This window comes from Mycobacterium sp. (assembly GCF_052144515.1).
Lineage (GTDB): Bacteria > Actinomycetota > Actinomycetes > Mycobacteriales > Mycobacteriaceae > Mycobacterium.
In genome coordinates this window covers 1-15,693 of sequence record NZ_JBKQQD010000481.1, presented here as the reverse complement: position 1 = coordinate 15,693, position 15,693 = coordinate 1, and the positions used below count along the sequence as shown (strand labels likewise).

The window sequence follows — 15,693 nt, the reverse complement described above, 5'->3', positions numbered from 1 at the left end:
CGGCAACGAATGTTCGTGCGCGAGGACATGCAATTCTTCGCGCCGGCACCGGTTTCGATTAAGGACACCGACGCCGCGGTTCAGACGATAGCACACGACCCGGATACCAGTAAGGAAAGTTCTCATGCGAAACGAGGTCGTGCAAAGCGAATGAACCCGCAGATTGGAGGCCGGCTCTGCGGGGTGCTAGTTCTCGATCAGTGTTCAGGATCGATCCCCGCCCCGGCGTGCGTCGACGGGTCTTGTCCGTTGGGGTGCGAAGCCCAGGGTAGAAGCCTAAGGGCCCCTGTTCCGTCTGGGGGAGCAACCGGGCGAGGGGAAGGCCGGACGGGTGAACGTGAGTGAACCCCTGATGATGCCTCGTTATTTCTAACCCTGGAAGACGGGACGAATACCTGGGTGATAGGGCCTGGCCGCTGGAAGGGGCGGCAAGCGGCGACCGGGCAGTGAGAGCCGGTCGTGGGAACACCGCTGGTCTCGGGGTATAGGGGGCACCCACCCCGGTCGTGTCTCGTGTGCGTGGAACGTGGAAACCTCGTCGGGGTCCGGGCCGAGTCGGTCCGGTAGGCCGATCGTAAGAGGGGCGGAATCCCTCGGCGGGGACAGGATGCCCAAGAAGCGGATGCCGGTGGCCGAAAGGCGACGGGACTCGCCGTTTGCCGACAACGACAAACCCGCCGCTGCCGCCAAACGCCCCGACCTGGGACTACTTCGACGGCGACCACTCGGCGACGCTGGAGAAACCAGTCATAATGTCGCCGCAGGCGAAGTTTGGGTTATATGCGGGCATATCGGTGGTTGTCCGCGCGGCCTGACCGACGATGCGGTCGCGGAATCCTGGTGCGAACCGCTCGATCTGGGCGATGATCGCCGCGGTGGCATCGCCGGTATAGCCGTTGGGCACGTGGGCGTAGCTCCACACCGGGTCGATGTCGCCGACCGAGCGTTGTGGGTCAGCTAGATACTGCTGGCCGACTAGGACGAACGGCCGCTGCGGCATCCGGCCCGCATGGACGTCGCGTTCGGCGGCAGCCAGCTCGGCGAAGCTGCCGCCCAGGTGCACGGTCCCGGCGCGGCGGGCGTGCGGGTTTGTCCACGGAACCCCACCCTCGACGGCGAAGTCCACTTTGAACGCGCCGGGCCCGCGGCGAAAACGGCTGTAGGCACGCTGGATTCGGGGCGGTAGCCGGTCGGCGAGGATGGCTGCGACCGATTCCGGGGCCAGGTCGAACAGGGTGGCGTCGGCCGGCGGTAGCTGGGAGGCCGCCTGGATGGGGACGCCGGTTTCGATCTTGCCACCCAGGTCGGTGAGCCTCGCGGCCAGCGCGGTGGTGATCGACGCCGACCCGCCCTCGGCGACCGGCCAGCCGTGGCGGTGTCCGGCGGTGAGGATGCCGAGCCCAATCGCTGAGGTCATCGGGTAGTGCAGTGGCCGGAACGGGTGTGCGGCGACGCCGCCAAATAGTGCCCGTCCCTGTGCCGTGCGCATCCAACACAGATCCGGCCGCGAATCCGCCGCGTGCCAGATCATCTGCGAAAGGGCCAACTAGGGTGAGACCAGACCGAAATTATCGGCATACGAAATGGGTTGGGAAGCAGGCTATATCAGCCGCTATCTTACATAAGGTCGCTTATCGACGAAACCCGTTGCAGCACACAGGCTTCCGCGTAGCCCATCTTAGTGAACTGCCAGAGTCCCGCTGTCCCTTCTCAATCTATCTGCGCTTTTCTCACTCTTTCTGTTCCGCGGCCGCGGTCTTCTCACTCTTTCTGTTCCGTATTCGTTCAACCCTGACCTTCGCGTGACCCTGCAGTGACGCTATGGCGAGCCTGGGTGCTACCGACCGCGCCTCCGTCCTCTCCCGGCTACTCCTTCGAGATACGTCACTGTGACGATTTGGCCTCCGCAATCGTGCTGGGCCATCGGTGTTTTTGCGTTCGGACGGAAACAGCGGCGTGCCGTGCCCGGACGGCTCGATGCCGAACAAGCCGAGGACGTTCTCGATGAACCAGCACAAGCTGCGGTCGGCGCCGTTGATAAGCGGCACCAGCCGCGGTTTGGGACCCTTGCGACGAGAACCCTTGCCGTAACGAACATTTAGCTTGCCGAACCGGCCCAACTCCCACCGCACGTCGTTCAGATCCAGCATGCAGGCCTCGTTGATGCGCAGCCCGACATCGCCGGCCAACCGGGCCACGGCGTAGTTGCGGGCGGTCGGGGCGAACTTGCGGGCTTGTCGGGATCGTGCCCCAGCGAGAAGGTCACCTTCTCCCCCGTGCCGCGGGACGAATCGCGACTGTCTGGCATAATCGGTCGGCATGGGCGTGGAGAGCCACCGGCTGTTGCTGCTCCGACACGGGGAGACCGAGTGGTCGACGTCTGGCCGGCACACCGGTCGCACCGAGATCGAGCTGACGGATACCGGGAGGGCGCAGGCCATGATCGCTGGGCGGGTTCTCGGTGAAGTCAAACTTGATCACCCGTTGGTGGTCAGCAGCCCGCGCCAACGGACTCTGGACACGGCCAGGTTGGCCGACATCACCATCGATGAAATATCTCCACTGGTCGCGGAATGGGATTACGGTTCCTACGAAGGCCTGACGACCGCGCAGATCCGCGAAACCGAACCTGATTGGCTGGTGTGGACGCATGGATGCCACGGCGGTGAGAGCGTCGCGCAGGTCACCGATCGCGCTGACCGCGCCGTCGCGTTGGCGCTACAGCACCTGGCGTCACGCGACGTGGTGTTCATCAGCCATGGTCACTTCTCCCGCGCGGTGATCACGCGCTGGCTCGGGCGGCCGCTCGTCGAGGGTAGCGGTTTCGCCATGCTTACTGCCTCGATCGCGATCTGTGGGTTCGAGCACGGGTTGCGACAGCTTGGTGCGCTCGGGTTGATCATTAAGTGAGACCGAGCGAACCGCCCTTCGCGCTATGCGGGCGGAGAGCGGCACTGGTTGCCGACGGGGTGCAGGCGCGCTTCTGCGACGTGCCGGCGGTGGAGGCGGCGCTGCGCTCGGGGGCGGCGCCAATACTGTTGGGCGCGTTACCTTTCGATGTAAACGCGCCCGCCGCGCTGATGGTGCCGGGCACCGTACGGCGCACCGGTGCGCTGCCCGACTGGCCGACCGGCCCCCTGCCCCGGTGCGCATCGCCGCGAGGGTCCCGACGCCTGAAGATGTCCTGGAGCTGCGGCACCAGGTCGAGCTGCACAACCTCACCGGCCGCATCGTTGAATGCCCGCTGGATGAGATCAACCGGCCCCGGGCATCGGCCCCGGCGAAAGGGACTTTGTCGAGGCCCCGACTCTGGGGCGACTTGGAATCCGTGTGGGCCACCAAAACCATGGGCCGAGTAGCCGGGTGAGCGGCATCACCAAAAATAGCCGCACGAACAGCATATCGAAAATCAGTCCAATACAGATAGTTGCGCCTGCCTGGCCGATGTTCACGACATCGCTGGACATGAGCGCCAACATTGTGAAGGCAAAGGCAAAGGCTGCGGTGATTACCACGCTCCCGGAGCTGCCGATCGTCCGGATCAGAGGAATTACGTGACGGACGACCCCTTACACCTGGGGAATTACATGACCGCTGACACGTTATGTGGTGCGACGGCAACGACGACCGCGCGGATGGCGTGTCGTCGGTGGCGTGAACAGCAGGCCGCGCTGGCCGCAAACCATGTTGGCCGTGCGAAATCATCAACATCGCCACGCAAATCTGAAAGACTGCAGCGTGGTAGGGAGAAGACCATGACCCGATACCGCACCAATATCAACACTGGCGTGGCCAGTATGTGTGCCAGGGCGCTGCCGACATGTTGGTTGAGGTGCTTGAGGCATAACGCCAAGGTGCCGAAGACCGGAATGACCGGGATTTCGCACTGGCGCGAGCGCCTTGGGCCCGGCTCGCTCCCAATCAGATGTATGGCATGACTGATCAGGTTCACGACGTTTCCGACACGCTGGCTGTCAATTTCCTCGCCAATTTGGGCGGGGCGATGATCGCCGCTAGCTATCCCATCGGGCTCGTGCGGCAGATCCTAGATTCGGCCTGCAGCCGGTACGGGCTAACCAACCAGGTCCTACTATTACCCTACTATGTCCACCTTGGTGGATCTGATCACGTGGCGGGCACCACCATCCGCGTCGTACGCGCCGATCGCGATTTGCGATTTGACCAGACGTTTCTTCTGGCTAGCCTTGTCGATCGCGTCGAGCATGGCGAAATCGGCGCCAAGGAGGGGGCGGCCGAACTCGACCGCATATATGCTCTGCGGCCGCGCTTTCCGGTGTGGGTCAGAGTGATCGGGTACACGACGCAAAGCGCTGCCTTCGCCCTGATTCTGCAGCCCACGCCGCTTGCGCTGCTGGCGGCGACGGTCTTCGGGAGCCTTGTCGGGGCGTTGGGTCTAGTTGGCCGGCTCAGCGTTGCAGCCGGGGAATTGCTGCCTACGGTCAGCGCATTCCTGGTTGCCGTGGCTGTCTTCACGGTCGGGCGGCACTGGCATCTGGGTGAAGACAGTTTGCGGGCACTGACACCACCGCTGGTGCTTTTTTTGCCGGGTACCGCGATCACGTTGGCGACTATAGAACTGAGCACGCGAGAAATCGTGTCGGGCTCGTCTCGGCTTGTCGCCGGATTGCTGCGTTTCGGACAGCTGGCGTTAGGCGTCGTCGCTGCCGCGCGACTCGTCGGTGTGACAGCGCCTGAATTGGCCGGCGCGTCGCTGAACAAGTTCGGCTGGTGGGCGCCGTGGGTGGGTGTGGCCGTCTACGCAGTCGGCGTGCTCCTCCACTCCGGTCCCCCGGTGCGGTTCCTGCCGTGGCTGTTGGTGATGCTGTTCATCGCTTACTCTGGCCAGTTTGTGGGGAATGCGTTATTCGGGGACTACTCTGGTGGATTCGGTGGCGGGCTGGCGCTGATGCTTTGTGGCCTCGCAATCTCGGAGCGGCCCAATACACCATCACTGGCTGCGCTGGTGTTGCCCGGCTTCTGGCTGCTTGTCCCGGGTTCGATCGGCGTGATCGGCGTCACACAGCTCATCCAAGCCAATAGCGTAGCCGCGCTCACGGTCTTGCTGGTTTCGATGATGACGATAGCGCTGGGCATGCAGGTTGGGCTGCTGATGTGGCGCAGTTACCGCCAGCTGCGCGAAGCTGTTCGAACCAAACACCGCAGAACTAAGGCCTGAATCCGTGGATCGGTGATCTCGAGCGGTCGTCGGCGGTTTTTGGTGAGATGCGGCCGGGCAGTGGATGCGCCTGGCGCATGCGTGATCGGCTCGCCTGTACCAGCTTTTCCTTGTTGCCGCTCGTTCACACAGTTTGAGCGCGTGGCAGGTGGTGGTGCCTCGCGTAGTTTGAGCGCGTAGCCCGGGAGGCTTGCCCGATGTGGAGGGGCAAGATCGATATGGCCGCGAGACGGCAGGTGACGAACAAGCTGCGTACCCAGTACGGCAGGGCGTCGAAGGTGTGAGAAGAGCAAGATTTTGGATCGGGTGGTGGCCACCACGGGGATGGGCCGCTCGACAGCCCGGCGGATGTTGACCGGCCCCAGACTTCCGGATCCGAAGGATCAGGTCGATGGGCGCACGCTGCGGGCGCGGGGCTTCAGCGACGACGCCAGGGCGCTGTTGGTGCATGTGTGGGCGTTGATGGGCATGCCGTGCGGCAAGTACCTGGTGGTCATGCTCGAAGCCTGGTTGCCGCTGCTGGCCCAGGCCGGTGATCTTGACCGGCCGTTTGCCACCGAGCAGGCATTGGCGAGCTGAAGGCAATGAGTGCGGCGACCGTGGACCCGTCAACTTTTGTTGCAGCGACCGCCTGAATCTGCCGGGGTTAAAGGAGCTCAAACCGCAGAAATATCAGCTCTAGGGCGACTTCGAACTCGAACCCTTTGGGGCCACCAAAACCACGGACCAAGCAACCGGGCGAGCGGCAGCACCAAGAAGATCCGCACGATGAACATGTCGAAAACCAATCCGAGAGCGATAGTGGTCCCGGCTTCGCCAATTTGTCTGACATCGCTGGAAAGAAGCGCCAGCATTGTGCCGGCAAGGACTAGGGCTGCCGTGACTGCCACGTTTAAGGAGCCGCCTACCGCCCGGATCATGCCGGTCTTAATGCCGGCGCTGAGCTCCTCTCTGTACCGGGACAGCATGAGCAGGTTGTAGTCGCAGCCCACCCCAACAAGGACGATGAATGCGATCGGGATGTTGAGCCAGTGCAGTTTTATCCCCAGTAAGGTCTCCCACATAAAGGCGGCCAACCCCAACGCGCAAGCAAACGAAAGAACGACGGTGGTGAGTACTATGATTGAACCAATGAGGGCCCTGGTGAGAACCAAGACAATAATGAACACCAACCCAAACGTCGCCAGCATCATAATGATGAGGTCGTTATGCGAGAAGTCCTCAACATCGCGGTAGGTCGAGGCGGCACCCGCCACATACAAGTCTGCATTCGACAGCGCCGTTTGTTTGAGGGCTTCTCCGGCGGCGAATGACGCATTCCTTGTCTGTGTGATGCCTTCCGGGCTCATGGCCTCGCCTGTGTGGTAAACCAAAAAGCGGGCACCCTTGCCGTCGTGAGTCATAAAGAAATCGAGACTGACCTTGAAATCGTCCGTCTCGAGCGCCTCTGGCGGCAAGAAGAAGAAGTCATCGTTTTTCGCGTTATCAAATGCTTGCGCCATGTCGACCATCGGACGAATCATGACGTCCAACTGCGGGATCATTGCATGCATCGTGCTTTGGGTGGCCAACGTCAGTGACTGCATGGCTCTCATTTCTTTCGCCATGGTTCCCATGTGTTCCGCCATGGCGTGGATGAGGGGTACCATCTGCGGAGTCACCGTGTCGATAATGGCGAGGCCCTTCACCAAATTCACCATCTGTTCACTTATTTGGTCAACGTTATCGGTCGTCTCATTTAGCGACCGCAGCGCCCAGCATATCGGGATATCAAAGCAGTGCTTCTCCCAATAAAAGTAGTTTCGCAGAGGCCTGAAAAGATCGTCAAAGTTCGACAGATTATCTCGCGCCTCATCGGATATTGCCTGTATTTGCTCGGTCGCTTCGCGCGAGAGGTGGGTGCCTACCGTGAGTTGCCTGGTGAGATCTTCTAATCGCCTGGTGAGGTCTTCCAATCGGTTCGTTTCGTCGATGAGTTGCCCCATGTGGGCTGCCAGCTTGTCGATATCGGCTGCCCGATCGCTGAGGAAGTTGAGGTTCTCGCCGATCTTCGTTCCCATGGAGCCCATCGAGAAGGGAAGTGACGCATGTTCTAGGGGCCGGCCGTTCGGCCTGGTGATGCCCTGCACCATCGAGATGCCCGGAACCCGGAGAACGTTCTTGGCGATCCTGTCCAACGTGATCAAGTCGGTCGTATTGCGCATGTCGTGATCCGACTGCACGTAAACGGAGTCGACGGACAGCTGGCTCTTCGGGAAGTGCCGATCGGCGGCCGCGTATCCTTTGACGGACTCGACGCTGGCGGGTGCGAAATCCCGGTCGTTGTAGCTCACCTTATAGGTGGTGAGAAGCAAAATGCACGGCGGTATGGCAAGTGCGGCGACAATGATCATCGCTGCCGGCCACCGGGCGATAGCAGTGCCTAATCTACGCCACATGGGGCCCGGGGTTTTCGATTGCTGCAACCACGGTATACGGCCGCCCAGCGTGAGCATGGCAGGACCGAGGGTGAGCGCGCCGAGGACGGCGACAACCATGCCCACAAAGCAGGGCGGCCCGAGGGTGCGGAAGTAATTGAGCTTGGTGAGGCTCAGGCAGAGAGTCGCCCCGGAAATAGCGAGACCCGACCCCATGATGACGTGCGATGTTTTGGCAACCGACGTGTAGTAGGCAGATTCTTGATCCTGTCCTGTCCGACGCGCTTCGTTGTATCGGCCGACAAAAAATACGCCGTAGTCAGTGGCGACACCCAGAACCAAAGCGACAAGCATGTTCATCGCGAACGACGAGATGCCGAGGATACGGTTCCCGACGAGGAACGAGACGACGCCACGCGCCGTTGCCAAGATGATGAGCACACCCACCAGCGGTATAAGAGCTCTGCCCACCGAACCGTAAGCCAGGAGAAGCATGATGATGATGACGATGACCGACACGATGGTGAGCGTGGTCATGCTGTCAGTGGCCGCGGTGTCCGTATCCGCGCTGAGCGGACCCGGTCCGCTTACGTAGGTGTTAAGGCCGCTCGGTCTTGGAAGCTTCGCCACAATGTCTCGAACAGCGGCAATCGACCGACTCGCGGAGGCTTCACCTGTGTCGCCGGTTGGGCGGACGGTCAGCGTAGCGGCCTCAGCGTCGGCGCTCTGCTGTCCCGACTTCGTCACCGGCTTTCCCCACAGGTTCAGCAGTGACTGCACATGCTCTTTGTCGTGCAGTAGCCGGCGGACCAGCTCGTCGTAGTACCGATGATCCTGGTCGCCCAGCCTGCGGCCGTCGGTTTCCAAAAGAATGACGGCGGCGCTGGTGTAGTCGGATTCGTGAAACGCGCGGCCTTCGACGACCGCATCCTGCGACGACGGCGAATCCCGCGGGACCAGCGCCTCCGCGTTGGCCGCGACGGTCTTCTCGAGCGAGGGCACGAACACCGTCACCACGGCAGCGACCACCACCCAGAACAAGAAGATCGGCAATGCCAGCTTGCGGGCCAGTTTCGGAAAGAACGGCCGCTTGACCTCGTCACCAGTGTTCATGTGTGTATTCGGCGTTGAACCGGTCATGCTGCGGTCACCGTGCACGCGACTGCGGCGCTCGGATGGGAGACGAGGTGTTCATCGCGGACCTTGCCGTCGACCAGAATGCGACAGCCGGCCGCATCGCCGTCGACCTGCATCACGAGGCTCAATGTGGCCGAAGGCGACATCGTCGTCTCCGAAATAGACCAGGGCAGCGACGCCAGGGTGACCTCGATGGGCCGGCTGTTGAGATCCGCGTACGTGACTCTGCCGCCACTGCCGAGGTCGCCGAACGCCTCGTAGCTGACGTTCTTCGGATTGATCTGTATGACGGTCGCGGGGATGGTGCTCGTCACCGGCGGATGGCTAATGTTCGCACTCATACCCCGAACCGTATTTACGCCGTAACCGGCGATCGCGAGCACAGCAAGGATCACCGCGGGAGCCCAGAGCTTACCGAGGCGTTTGGTATTTCGCCGCTTGGGTCTCGCGTTCACATGAGTACTCCTCCCGACCGTCCAAACATTTGTACAATACTGGAGACAAGCTTCGGGGATGGATCTATTGGCGTTTTCGTGGATGGAATTGGAAGCTGCGCATGGATGTCGTCTCCTGGGCGGCGACCTCGGCCTGCAATGCCGCAGCCAGCATCTGACGCGCGCCATCGCGGACGATTATCCAAAAGCGACGAACCCAGCGCCGCGACACCGTTCGCGTCGGAATCGCTGCCGTCGTGAACTAACTTGAGCATGGGCATACCTTCCCCAACCGGCGCGCCAACGCGGTGACAGGTCCCCGATAGTCGGTCCACCTGGTTTTGGAGCCAGGTTGTGATTGATACGGATCTCAGTCGATCTCGCAGGCCACGGGGTGGTGGGTGTGGCCGCAACGGGCAGCGTACTCGGCGGGGGTTAGGTAACCCAGCGCCGAGTGGCGATGACCCTGATTGTGCTCATGCTTGAAGTCGCCGATGACCACCCGGGCCTCGGTCAGGTTCGTCCAGTGATTGCGGTTGAGGCACTCCCTTCGTAGCCGGTTGTTGAACGATTCGATATAGGCGTTATTCCACGGCGTCCCCGGCGGGATGTAGCAGAGTCCGACTTGTCCAGCGCAAAATGATTGCAGCGCTTGGGAAATAAGCTCTGGCCCGTTGTCCATGCGCAGCACCAGCGGAGGCCCGCCGGCCGCGGCGAAACACCGGCGCAAGTCCTCGATCAGGCGCTCGGCGGTGATCGAGCGCTCCACGATGTTCAGCAGCGATTCGCGGGTGTGTTCATCGACCATCGACGCGATCTTGATGGCCTTGGCGTCGATAGTGGAGTCGAACTGGAAATCCAACGCCCACACCACCTTCGGAGCATCGGCAGCTGCCTGTGGCACCGACGATGTGCCGACCCGTTTGCGTGGGCTGTGCACCCGCCGCTGCAGGCCCTCTTCCTTCCACAGGCGGTGCACCTTCTTCTGGTTCACATCACGATGCTCGTCATGGCGCAGCGCGGCCCAAGCCCGCCGGAACCCATGACACGGATGACCCTTGGAGTAGGTATGCAACCATTGCCGCAGATCAGCGTCAGGATCGGCCGGGGTCAGCGCAATCGGAGTCCGTCGATAGGTGGAGCGGGCCAGCCCGACCGCTTTGCACGCCAGCCGCTCCGACATGTCCAGCACCTCTTTGAGCATGTCCACGGCACGGCGCTTGGCGGCCGGGCTCAGAATTTTCCCTTGGCCACCTCACGTAGAGCGTCTTTTTCCAGCTCAGCTTCAGCCAGCAGCCGCTTGAGCCGCGAGTTCTGCTCGCGCAATTCCCGCAGCTCCTTGGCGGCATCGATGTCCATGCCGCCGTAGGCGCGCCGCCAGTTGTACAGCGTCGCCGCCGACACCTCCAGCTCGGCAGCGATCTCCTCATTGGTCTTGCCCGACGCGGCCAGTTCGTCGGCACGGCGCAGCTTGCGCACGACGTCCTCAGCAGAATGCTTCTTCCGCCCAGCCATGTGATTCATCGTCCCTCCCGGCCCCACCTCGGGGCCACAGGACTCTAAAACCCGACTTTTATATAAAAGTCAGGATGTGATTCATCGTCCCTCCCGGCCCCACCTCGGGGCCACAGGACTCTAAAACAAGGCGGACTCATTCACCGGGGACACGCCACCGCGAGTGACCATCACATGCGGATTGTCGGTGCGAAGCCCGCTGCGCTGTTCGAGGCGGCGCTGCAGCACACTGAAGGTGGCCGGGTCCAACGGCACCAGGTGAGGTCAGTTTCCGAGCCGGATGCTGCGGGCAGCGGTGTCGACGTCAGTGAGGCGCGGAAGGCGCATCTGGCCGTTGGATGCGCCATGCAGCATTGCGAAGATCCCGACCAGCGCCTCATGCGGGTGCACGGCCTGGTAGCGCTTGAGAGTGCCGCTATCGAGCAGCTCGCGCGTGATGTTATCGAGTCAGACGCTCTGTCCCAAGATTGTGGGGCGTTTGAGTAGCCTTCATGATCTAACGTCCAACGCGTTGTTCACGATCTCTTGGGCTGCGCGAAGGACCGCATCCAGATGCGCTCGGTCCTTGAAACTTTCCGCGTAAATCTTGTAGATGCTTTCCGTTCCAGAAGGGCGGGCCGCGAACCAGCAGCTAGCGGCAATCACTTTCAAACCGCCGATCGGCGCGTTGTTGCCAGGAGCCTTGGTCAGCTTGTCTGTAATCGGCTCGCCGGCGAGCGTCGATGCAGTGACCCCGTCAGGAGAGAGGTGTTCCAGCCGCTCTTTCTGTTGCGCGGTTGCGGGCGCGTCCACTCGCTCGTAGTAGGCGTTGCCAAATTCCTCAGTAAGTTTGCGGTAATGCTCCCCCGGGTCGCTGCCGGTGCGGGCGGTGATCTCAGCAGCCAGCAGGTTCGGAACAATTCCGTCTTTGTCCGTCGTCCAAACCGAGCCGTCGCGCCGCAGAAATGTCGCCCCAGAACTCTCCTCGCCGCAAAAGCCGACAGTGCCATCGATCAGCCCCTCGACAAACCACTTGAATCCGACCGGCACTTCGATCAACCGACGGTTCAAGTGTGACGCCACTCGATCGATCATGCCGCTGCTGACCACGGTTTTGCCGACAGCGACCGTCTTCGACCACTGTGGTCGGTTCGCGAAAAGATATGAAATCGCAACGGACAGATAATGGTTCGGCTCGAGCAGTCCTTGACTATGGCTGACGATTCCGTGGCGGTCGGCATCGGTATCGCTTGCAAACGCGACATCGAATCGGTCTTTCAGTCCGACCATGCGCGCCATCGCGTACGGCGATGAAGGGTCCATTCGGATTTGGCCGTCCCAGTCCACGGTCATGAACCGGAACGTCGGGTCGACGGAGTGATTGACGACCTCAAGGTTCAAGCCGTACCGATCGCCAATGGCGTCCCAATAGCCCACGCTGGCGCCGCCCAGTGGATCGACGCCGATGTGAACCTTGCTCTCCTTGATTGCCTGCAAGTCGACCGCTGTGTGGAGGTCGTTCAGATAGAAGTCCAGGTACTCATGTTTATGAGTCGTCGAAGCAGTGCGCGCTCGCTCAAGCGGCATCCTCACAACTTCGCGGAGACTGTCCGCGATCAAGGCGTTTGCCCGGTCCTGGATACATCGAGTTACATCAGTGTCCGCTGGTCCTCCGTGCGGAGGATCGTATTTGAAGCCGCCGAATCGAGGCGGATTGTGGGATGGCGTGATGACGATACCGTCGGCGAGACCACGCGTGCGGCCGCGGTTGTAGCTGAGAATCGCATGCGAGATTACCGGGGTCGGGGTATAACTATCGTGCGCATCGACCATCACGTCGACGCCATTGCCCGCCAGCACTTCCAATGCACTTCTGAAAGCCGGTTCCGAAAGAGCATGGGTATCGAAACCGATATAAAGCGGTCCGTCGATCCTCTGCTGTTTGCGGTAAAGACAAATAGCCTGGGTTATCGCGAGGATATGCGCCTCGTTGAAGGAGTTGTCGAGCGAGCACCCGCGATGCCCTGAGGTGCCGAACGCCACGCGCTGCTCGGGCGCGGATGGATCCGGTTGCCCCGTGTAGTAGGCGGTCACCAGCTTGTAGACGTCGATTAAAATCGAAGGGTCGGCGGGCTTACCCGCAAGTGGGCTGACTACCATAGCTGATGCTCCAAAGAGCTTGCGATCTCCATTAACGAACGGGACAGGGCTTCACGTCCCAGATCTCTGTCGCATACTGGGCGATTGTGCGGTCGCTCGAAAACTTTCCTGCGCCGGTGACATTGAGGATGGCTTTGCGTGTCCATTCTTCCGGTTCCGAGTACAGTTCGACGAGCTTGCGATCCACCTCCAGATAAGATCTGAGATCGGCCAGATGCATGTAGTAGTCGCCGTGCGTCAGAAGCGTGTCGCGGAGCGGCTCGAACACGCCGGGCTCGTGCCGGCTGAAATGGTTGAAAAAGATAAGATCCAGCGCCGCGCGCGTCTCAGGCTCATGCTCATAGTGCCAATGCGGATCGTACCAGCCGCGGCTATCGGCCACCTGCTGCGCAGTCAGGCCGAACAGGAAGAAATTGTCCTCGCCCGCTTCCTCCGCCATCTCGATGGTCGCTCCATCGCGTGTGCCGATCGTCAACGCCCCGTTCATCATGAACTTCATATTGCTCGTACCGCTGGCCTCATAGCCCGCGGTCGAAATCTGATTGGAGACATCACTGGCGGGAATCAGCCGCTCCGCGAGCGATACGTCATACTCCGGCAGAAACAACACCTTGAGCCGGCCGCGTACCGATGGATCGCCGTCTATCGTGCCGGCCAGATTGTTGATGAACTTTATGATAAGCTTCGCGAGCTGGTAAGCAGGCGCGGCCTTGCCCGAGAACAAGAATGTTCGCTGCGGTATCTCGAGATTCGAGTTCTCCCGAATGCGGTTGTAAAGGACCACGATCCGGAGCGCATTGAGCAGTTGCCGCTTGTATTCGTGGATCCGCTTGACCTGGCAATCGAAGATCGAGTCCGGGTCCACCGTCTGTCCAGTATTGGATTTGAGCCAATTAGCAAAGCCAACCTTGGTTTGGCGAGCAGCCATGCGGAAGTTGTCGCGAAAACTTCTGTCCTCGGCGAGCGGCTTCAGCTTGGCCAGCTCACTAAGATCTGTGATCCAGCTATCGCCAATCGCATCGGTAATTGTGCGGGCTAACTGGGGGTTAGCCAGCAGCAACCAGCGCCGCGGTGTGACCCCGTTCGTCTTGTTGTTGAAGCGCTCGGGAAACATCTCGGCGAGATCCTTAACCGTCGTTGTCCGCAACAATTCAGAGTGAATAGTTGCCACGCCGTTGGTGCTATGCGATCCGACGATGGCGAGGTTGGCCATGCGCACGTGTTTGCTGGCTCCGTCCTCGATCAGGCTCACGCGCGCTATTCGGCCTTCGTCGCCTGGAAAGCGCTTTCGAGCGTCCTCGAGCAACCTTCGATCCATTTCAAAGATGATCTCCAGGTGGCGCGGTATCAGCATCTCAAACCACTCGACCGGCCACTTCTCGAGCGCCTCGGGCAGCAGCGTATGGTTTGTATACGCCAGCGTTCCGCGGGTGAGGTCCGAGGCTTCGTCCCACCCCAGCTTTGCGTCGTCGAGCAAAATCCGCATCAACTCCGGCACCGCCAATGTCGGATGCGTATCGTTGAGCTGGATCGCAACCTTATCGGGAAGCATGCTCCAATCGGCGTTACTGCGTCGGAACCGTCGTATGATGTCGGCAAGCGAGCAGGCAACAAGAAAGTACTCCTGCACGAACCGCAATGCCTGGCCTAGGGCGGTCGAATCGTCCGGATAGAGCACTCGCGTCAGTGTCTCGGCGGCCAGCTTCTGTGCAAGAGCGCCGACGAAATCGCCATGACTGAATTCCTGGAAATCAAAATAATCGGGCGCGCCGGCAGCCCACAGTCGAAGTGAATTGATAGTCTGGCCGCCATAACCGACTATGGGAAGATCACGTGGGATGCCGAACAGCTTGGAGGGCTTACCTGACAAAGCTTGTAAGCTTCCGCCGCTCATCTCGATAGAGCAGTTCATCTTCACCTCGACGTTTTCCCTGGGCCGCTCGACTTGCCAAGGGTCTGGGTAACACAGCCAGTGATCAGGGCGTTCCTCTTGCCAACCGTTTTTTATGGACTGTTTGAACATCCCGTATTCGTAACGCAGCCCGTAGCCCGTCGCGGGCAGCTGCATCGTCGCCATCGAATCCAGGAAGCAGGCGGCCAAACGCCCCAGACCGCCATTGCCTAAGCCGGGGTCTGGTTCTTGCTCAAGCAGGCTGAGCCAATCAATGTTTTTCTCTTTGATAAGTTGTGCCGCGATAGGATCGAGCATGAGATTCGTGATGTTGTTGGCTAGCGACCGGCCCAGCAGAAACTCCATCGAGAGGTAGTAAACGCGTTTAGGATTTTCGCTCTCGTAGGTTTGCTCGGTACGTATCCATCGCTGTGATAGGACGTCTCTCACCGATCTCGCGACGGCTTCATAGCGCTCACGATGTGTGACCTGGCTTGCATCCACGATGCTGTCGAACAGCAGATGGCGCTCGTACAGCGCTTCGTCGGACCCCGAGAAATTTACGGGGCCCGAACCGTACTGTGCAGTGAGTGTTGCAATAAGATCGGAAGTCGCACGCTCGATAGATGCCGCCATTGTTCTTTCCTTGCTAGCGTTCGGAAGCTAAATGATTCGTCTCGTTCCACAGTTGAATAACAGGCTGCGATACATTGCATTCATAGCTAGCTAAGCGCGCTCAAGCTCGCCGTGCTCAGTACAACGTACTTTGCCGGCTGCAGGTTCAAATCCTAGCCATCGCGCCGTCAGTACGCGCAGTATGTGCCCGCTTGAGAAAATCACCACGGGCAATCCTTCACTCATGACTTAAATTGCTTTACCTATCAGAATGGCCACTGCCAACTCGTGATCTCCTCAGGGTCGATACCGAACTCGTAGGCGTGGCTCTTAGCCTCTATCTGACGG

At 60.6% G+C, this 15,693-nt stretch carries 8 protein-coding genes and 5 pseudogenes; 4 read left to right on the top strand and 9 right to left on the bottom strand.

The features are described 5' to 3' along the window. Window positions 1–724: 724 nt before the first annotated feature. Window positions 725–1,486 (bottom strand): annotated as a pseudogene (locus tag ACLP9N_RS32510) (phytoene desaturase family protein); the annotation flags it as partial. A gap of 244 nt (window positions 1,487–1,730) precedes the next feature. Further along, window positions 1,731–2,189: a hypothetical protein gene (locus ACLP9N_RS32505; protein ID WP_442411241.1), complete on the bottom strand. Its 459-nt coding sequence runs from the start codon at window positions 2,187–2,189 to the stop codon at window positions 1,731–1,733. 130 nt (window positions 2,190–2,319) lie between these two features. Here ACLP9N_RS32505 and ACLP9N_RS32500 point away from each other — a divergent pair, with 130 nt between their 5' ends. After that, window positions 2,320–2,910, top strand: coding sequence for an acid phosphatase (locus ACLP9N_RS32500; RefSeq protein ID WP_442411240.1), 591 nt, complete (start codon window positions 2,320–2,322; stop codon window positions 2,908–2,910). Further along, a pseudogene (locus tag ACLP9N_RS32495) lies at window positions 2,907–3,187 on the top strand (isochorismate synthase); the annotation flags it as partial. The gene ACLP9N_RS32500 and the pseudogene ACLP9N_RS32495, both read left to right, overlap by 4 nt. A gap of 67 nt (window positions 3,188–3,254) precedes the next feature. Here the strand turns inward: ACLP9N_RS32495 and ACLP9N_RS32490 are convergent. Then, window positions 3,255–3,545 (bottom strand): annotated as a pseudogene (locus ACLP9N_RS32490) (MMPL family transporter); the annotation flags it as partial. Between the two features lie 389 nt (window positions 3,546–3,934). Here ACLP9N_RS32490 and ACLP9N_RS32485 point away from each other — a divergent pair. Both ACLP9N_RS32485 and ACLP9N_RS32480 read left to right on the top strand, forming a co-directional pair. Next, window positions 3,935–5,197: a threonine/serine ThrE exporter family protein gene (locus tag ACLP9N_RS32485; protein ID WP_442411239.1), complete on the top strand. Its 1,263-nt coding sequence runs from the start codon at window positions 3,935–3,937 to the stop codon at window positions 5,195–5,197. Between the two features lie 324 nt (window positions 5,198–5,521). Further along, window positions 5,522–5,770: pseudogene (locus ACLP9N_RS32480) on the top strand (integrase catalytic domain-containing protein); the annotation flags it as partial. Window positions 5,771–5,853: 83 nt separating this feature from the next. On the opposite strand, the gene ACLP9N_RS32475 reads toward ACLP9N_RS32480, so the two are convergent. The 6 genes and pseudogenes from ACLP9N_RS32475 to ACLP9N_RS32450 form a co-directional block, all read right to left on the bottom strand. After that, window positions 5,854–8,754: an MMPL/RND family transporter gene (locus tag ACLP9N_RS32475; RefSeq protein WP_442411238.1), complete on the bottom strand. Its 2,901-nt coding sequence runs from the start codon at window positions 8,752–8,754 to the stop codon at window positions 5,854–5,856. Then, the gene (locus ACLP9N_RS32470; protein WP_442411242.1) at window positions 8,751–9,146 is read right to left on the bottom strand and encodes an MmpS family transport accessory protein; all 396 of its coding nucleotides are present in this window, start codon (window positions 9,144–9,146) and stop codon (window positions 8,751–8,753) included. The genes ACLP9N_RS32475 and ACLP9N_RS32470 overlap by 4 nt, the downstream gene beginning before the upstream one ends. 178 nt (window positions 9,147–9,324) lie before the next feature. Then, window positions 9,325–9,460 (bottom strand): annotated as a pseudogene (locus tag ACLP9N_RS32465) (IS256 family transposase); the annotation flags it as partial. A 95-nt stretch (window positions 9,461–9,555) separates the two neighbouring features. Then, window positions 9,556–10,700, bottom strand: a protein-coding gene (locus tag ACLP9N_RS32460) for an IS3 family transposase (protein ID WP_442411237.1) whose coding sequence is annotated in 2 segments (ribosomal slippage) — window positions 9,556–10,433 and window positions 10,433–10,700 — 1,146 coding nt in all. Because the reading frame shifts where the segments join, the coding sequence is not laid out codon by codon here. 489 nt (window positions 10,701–11,189) lie between these two features. Further along, window positions 11,190–12,839, bottom strand: coding sequence for a phosphoglucomutase (alpha-D-glucose-1,6-bisphosphate-dependent) (gene pgm, locus ACLP9N_RS32455; protein ID WP_442411236.1), 1,650 nt, complete (start codon window positions 12,837–12,839; stop codon window positions 11,190–11,192). Between the two features lie 31 nt (window positions 12,840–12,870). Then, window positions 12,871–15,366, bottom strand: coding sequence for a glycogen/starch/alpha-glucan phosphorylase (locus tag ACLP9N_RS32450; RefSeq protein ID WP_442411235.1), 2,496 nt, complete (start codon window positions 15,364–15,366; stop codon window positions 12,871–12,873). Between the last annotated feature and the right edge of the window lie 327 nt (window positions 15,367–15,693).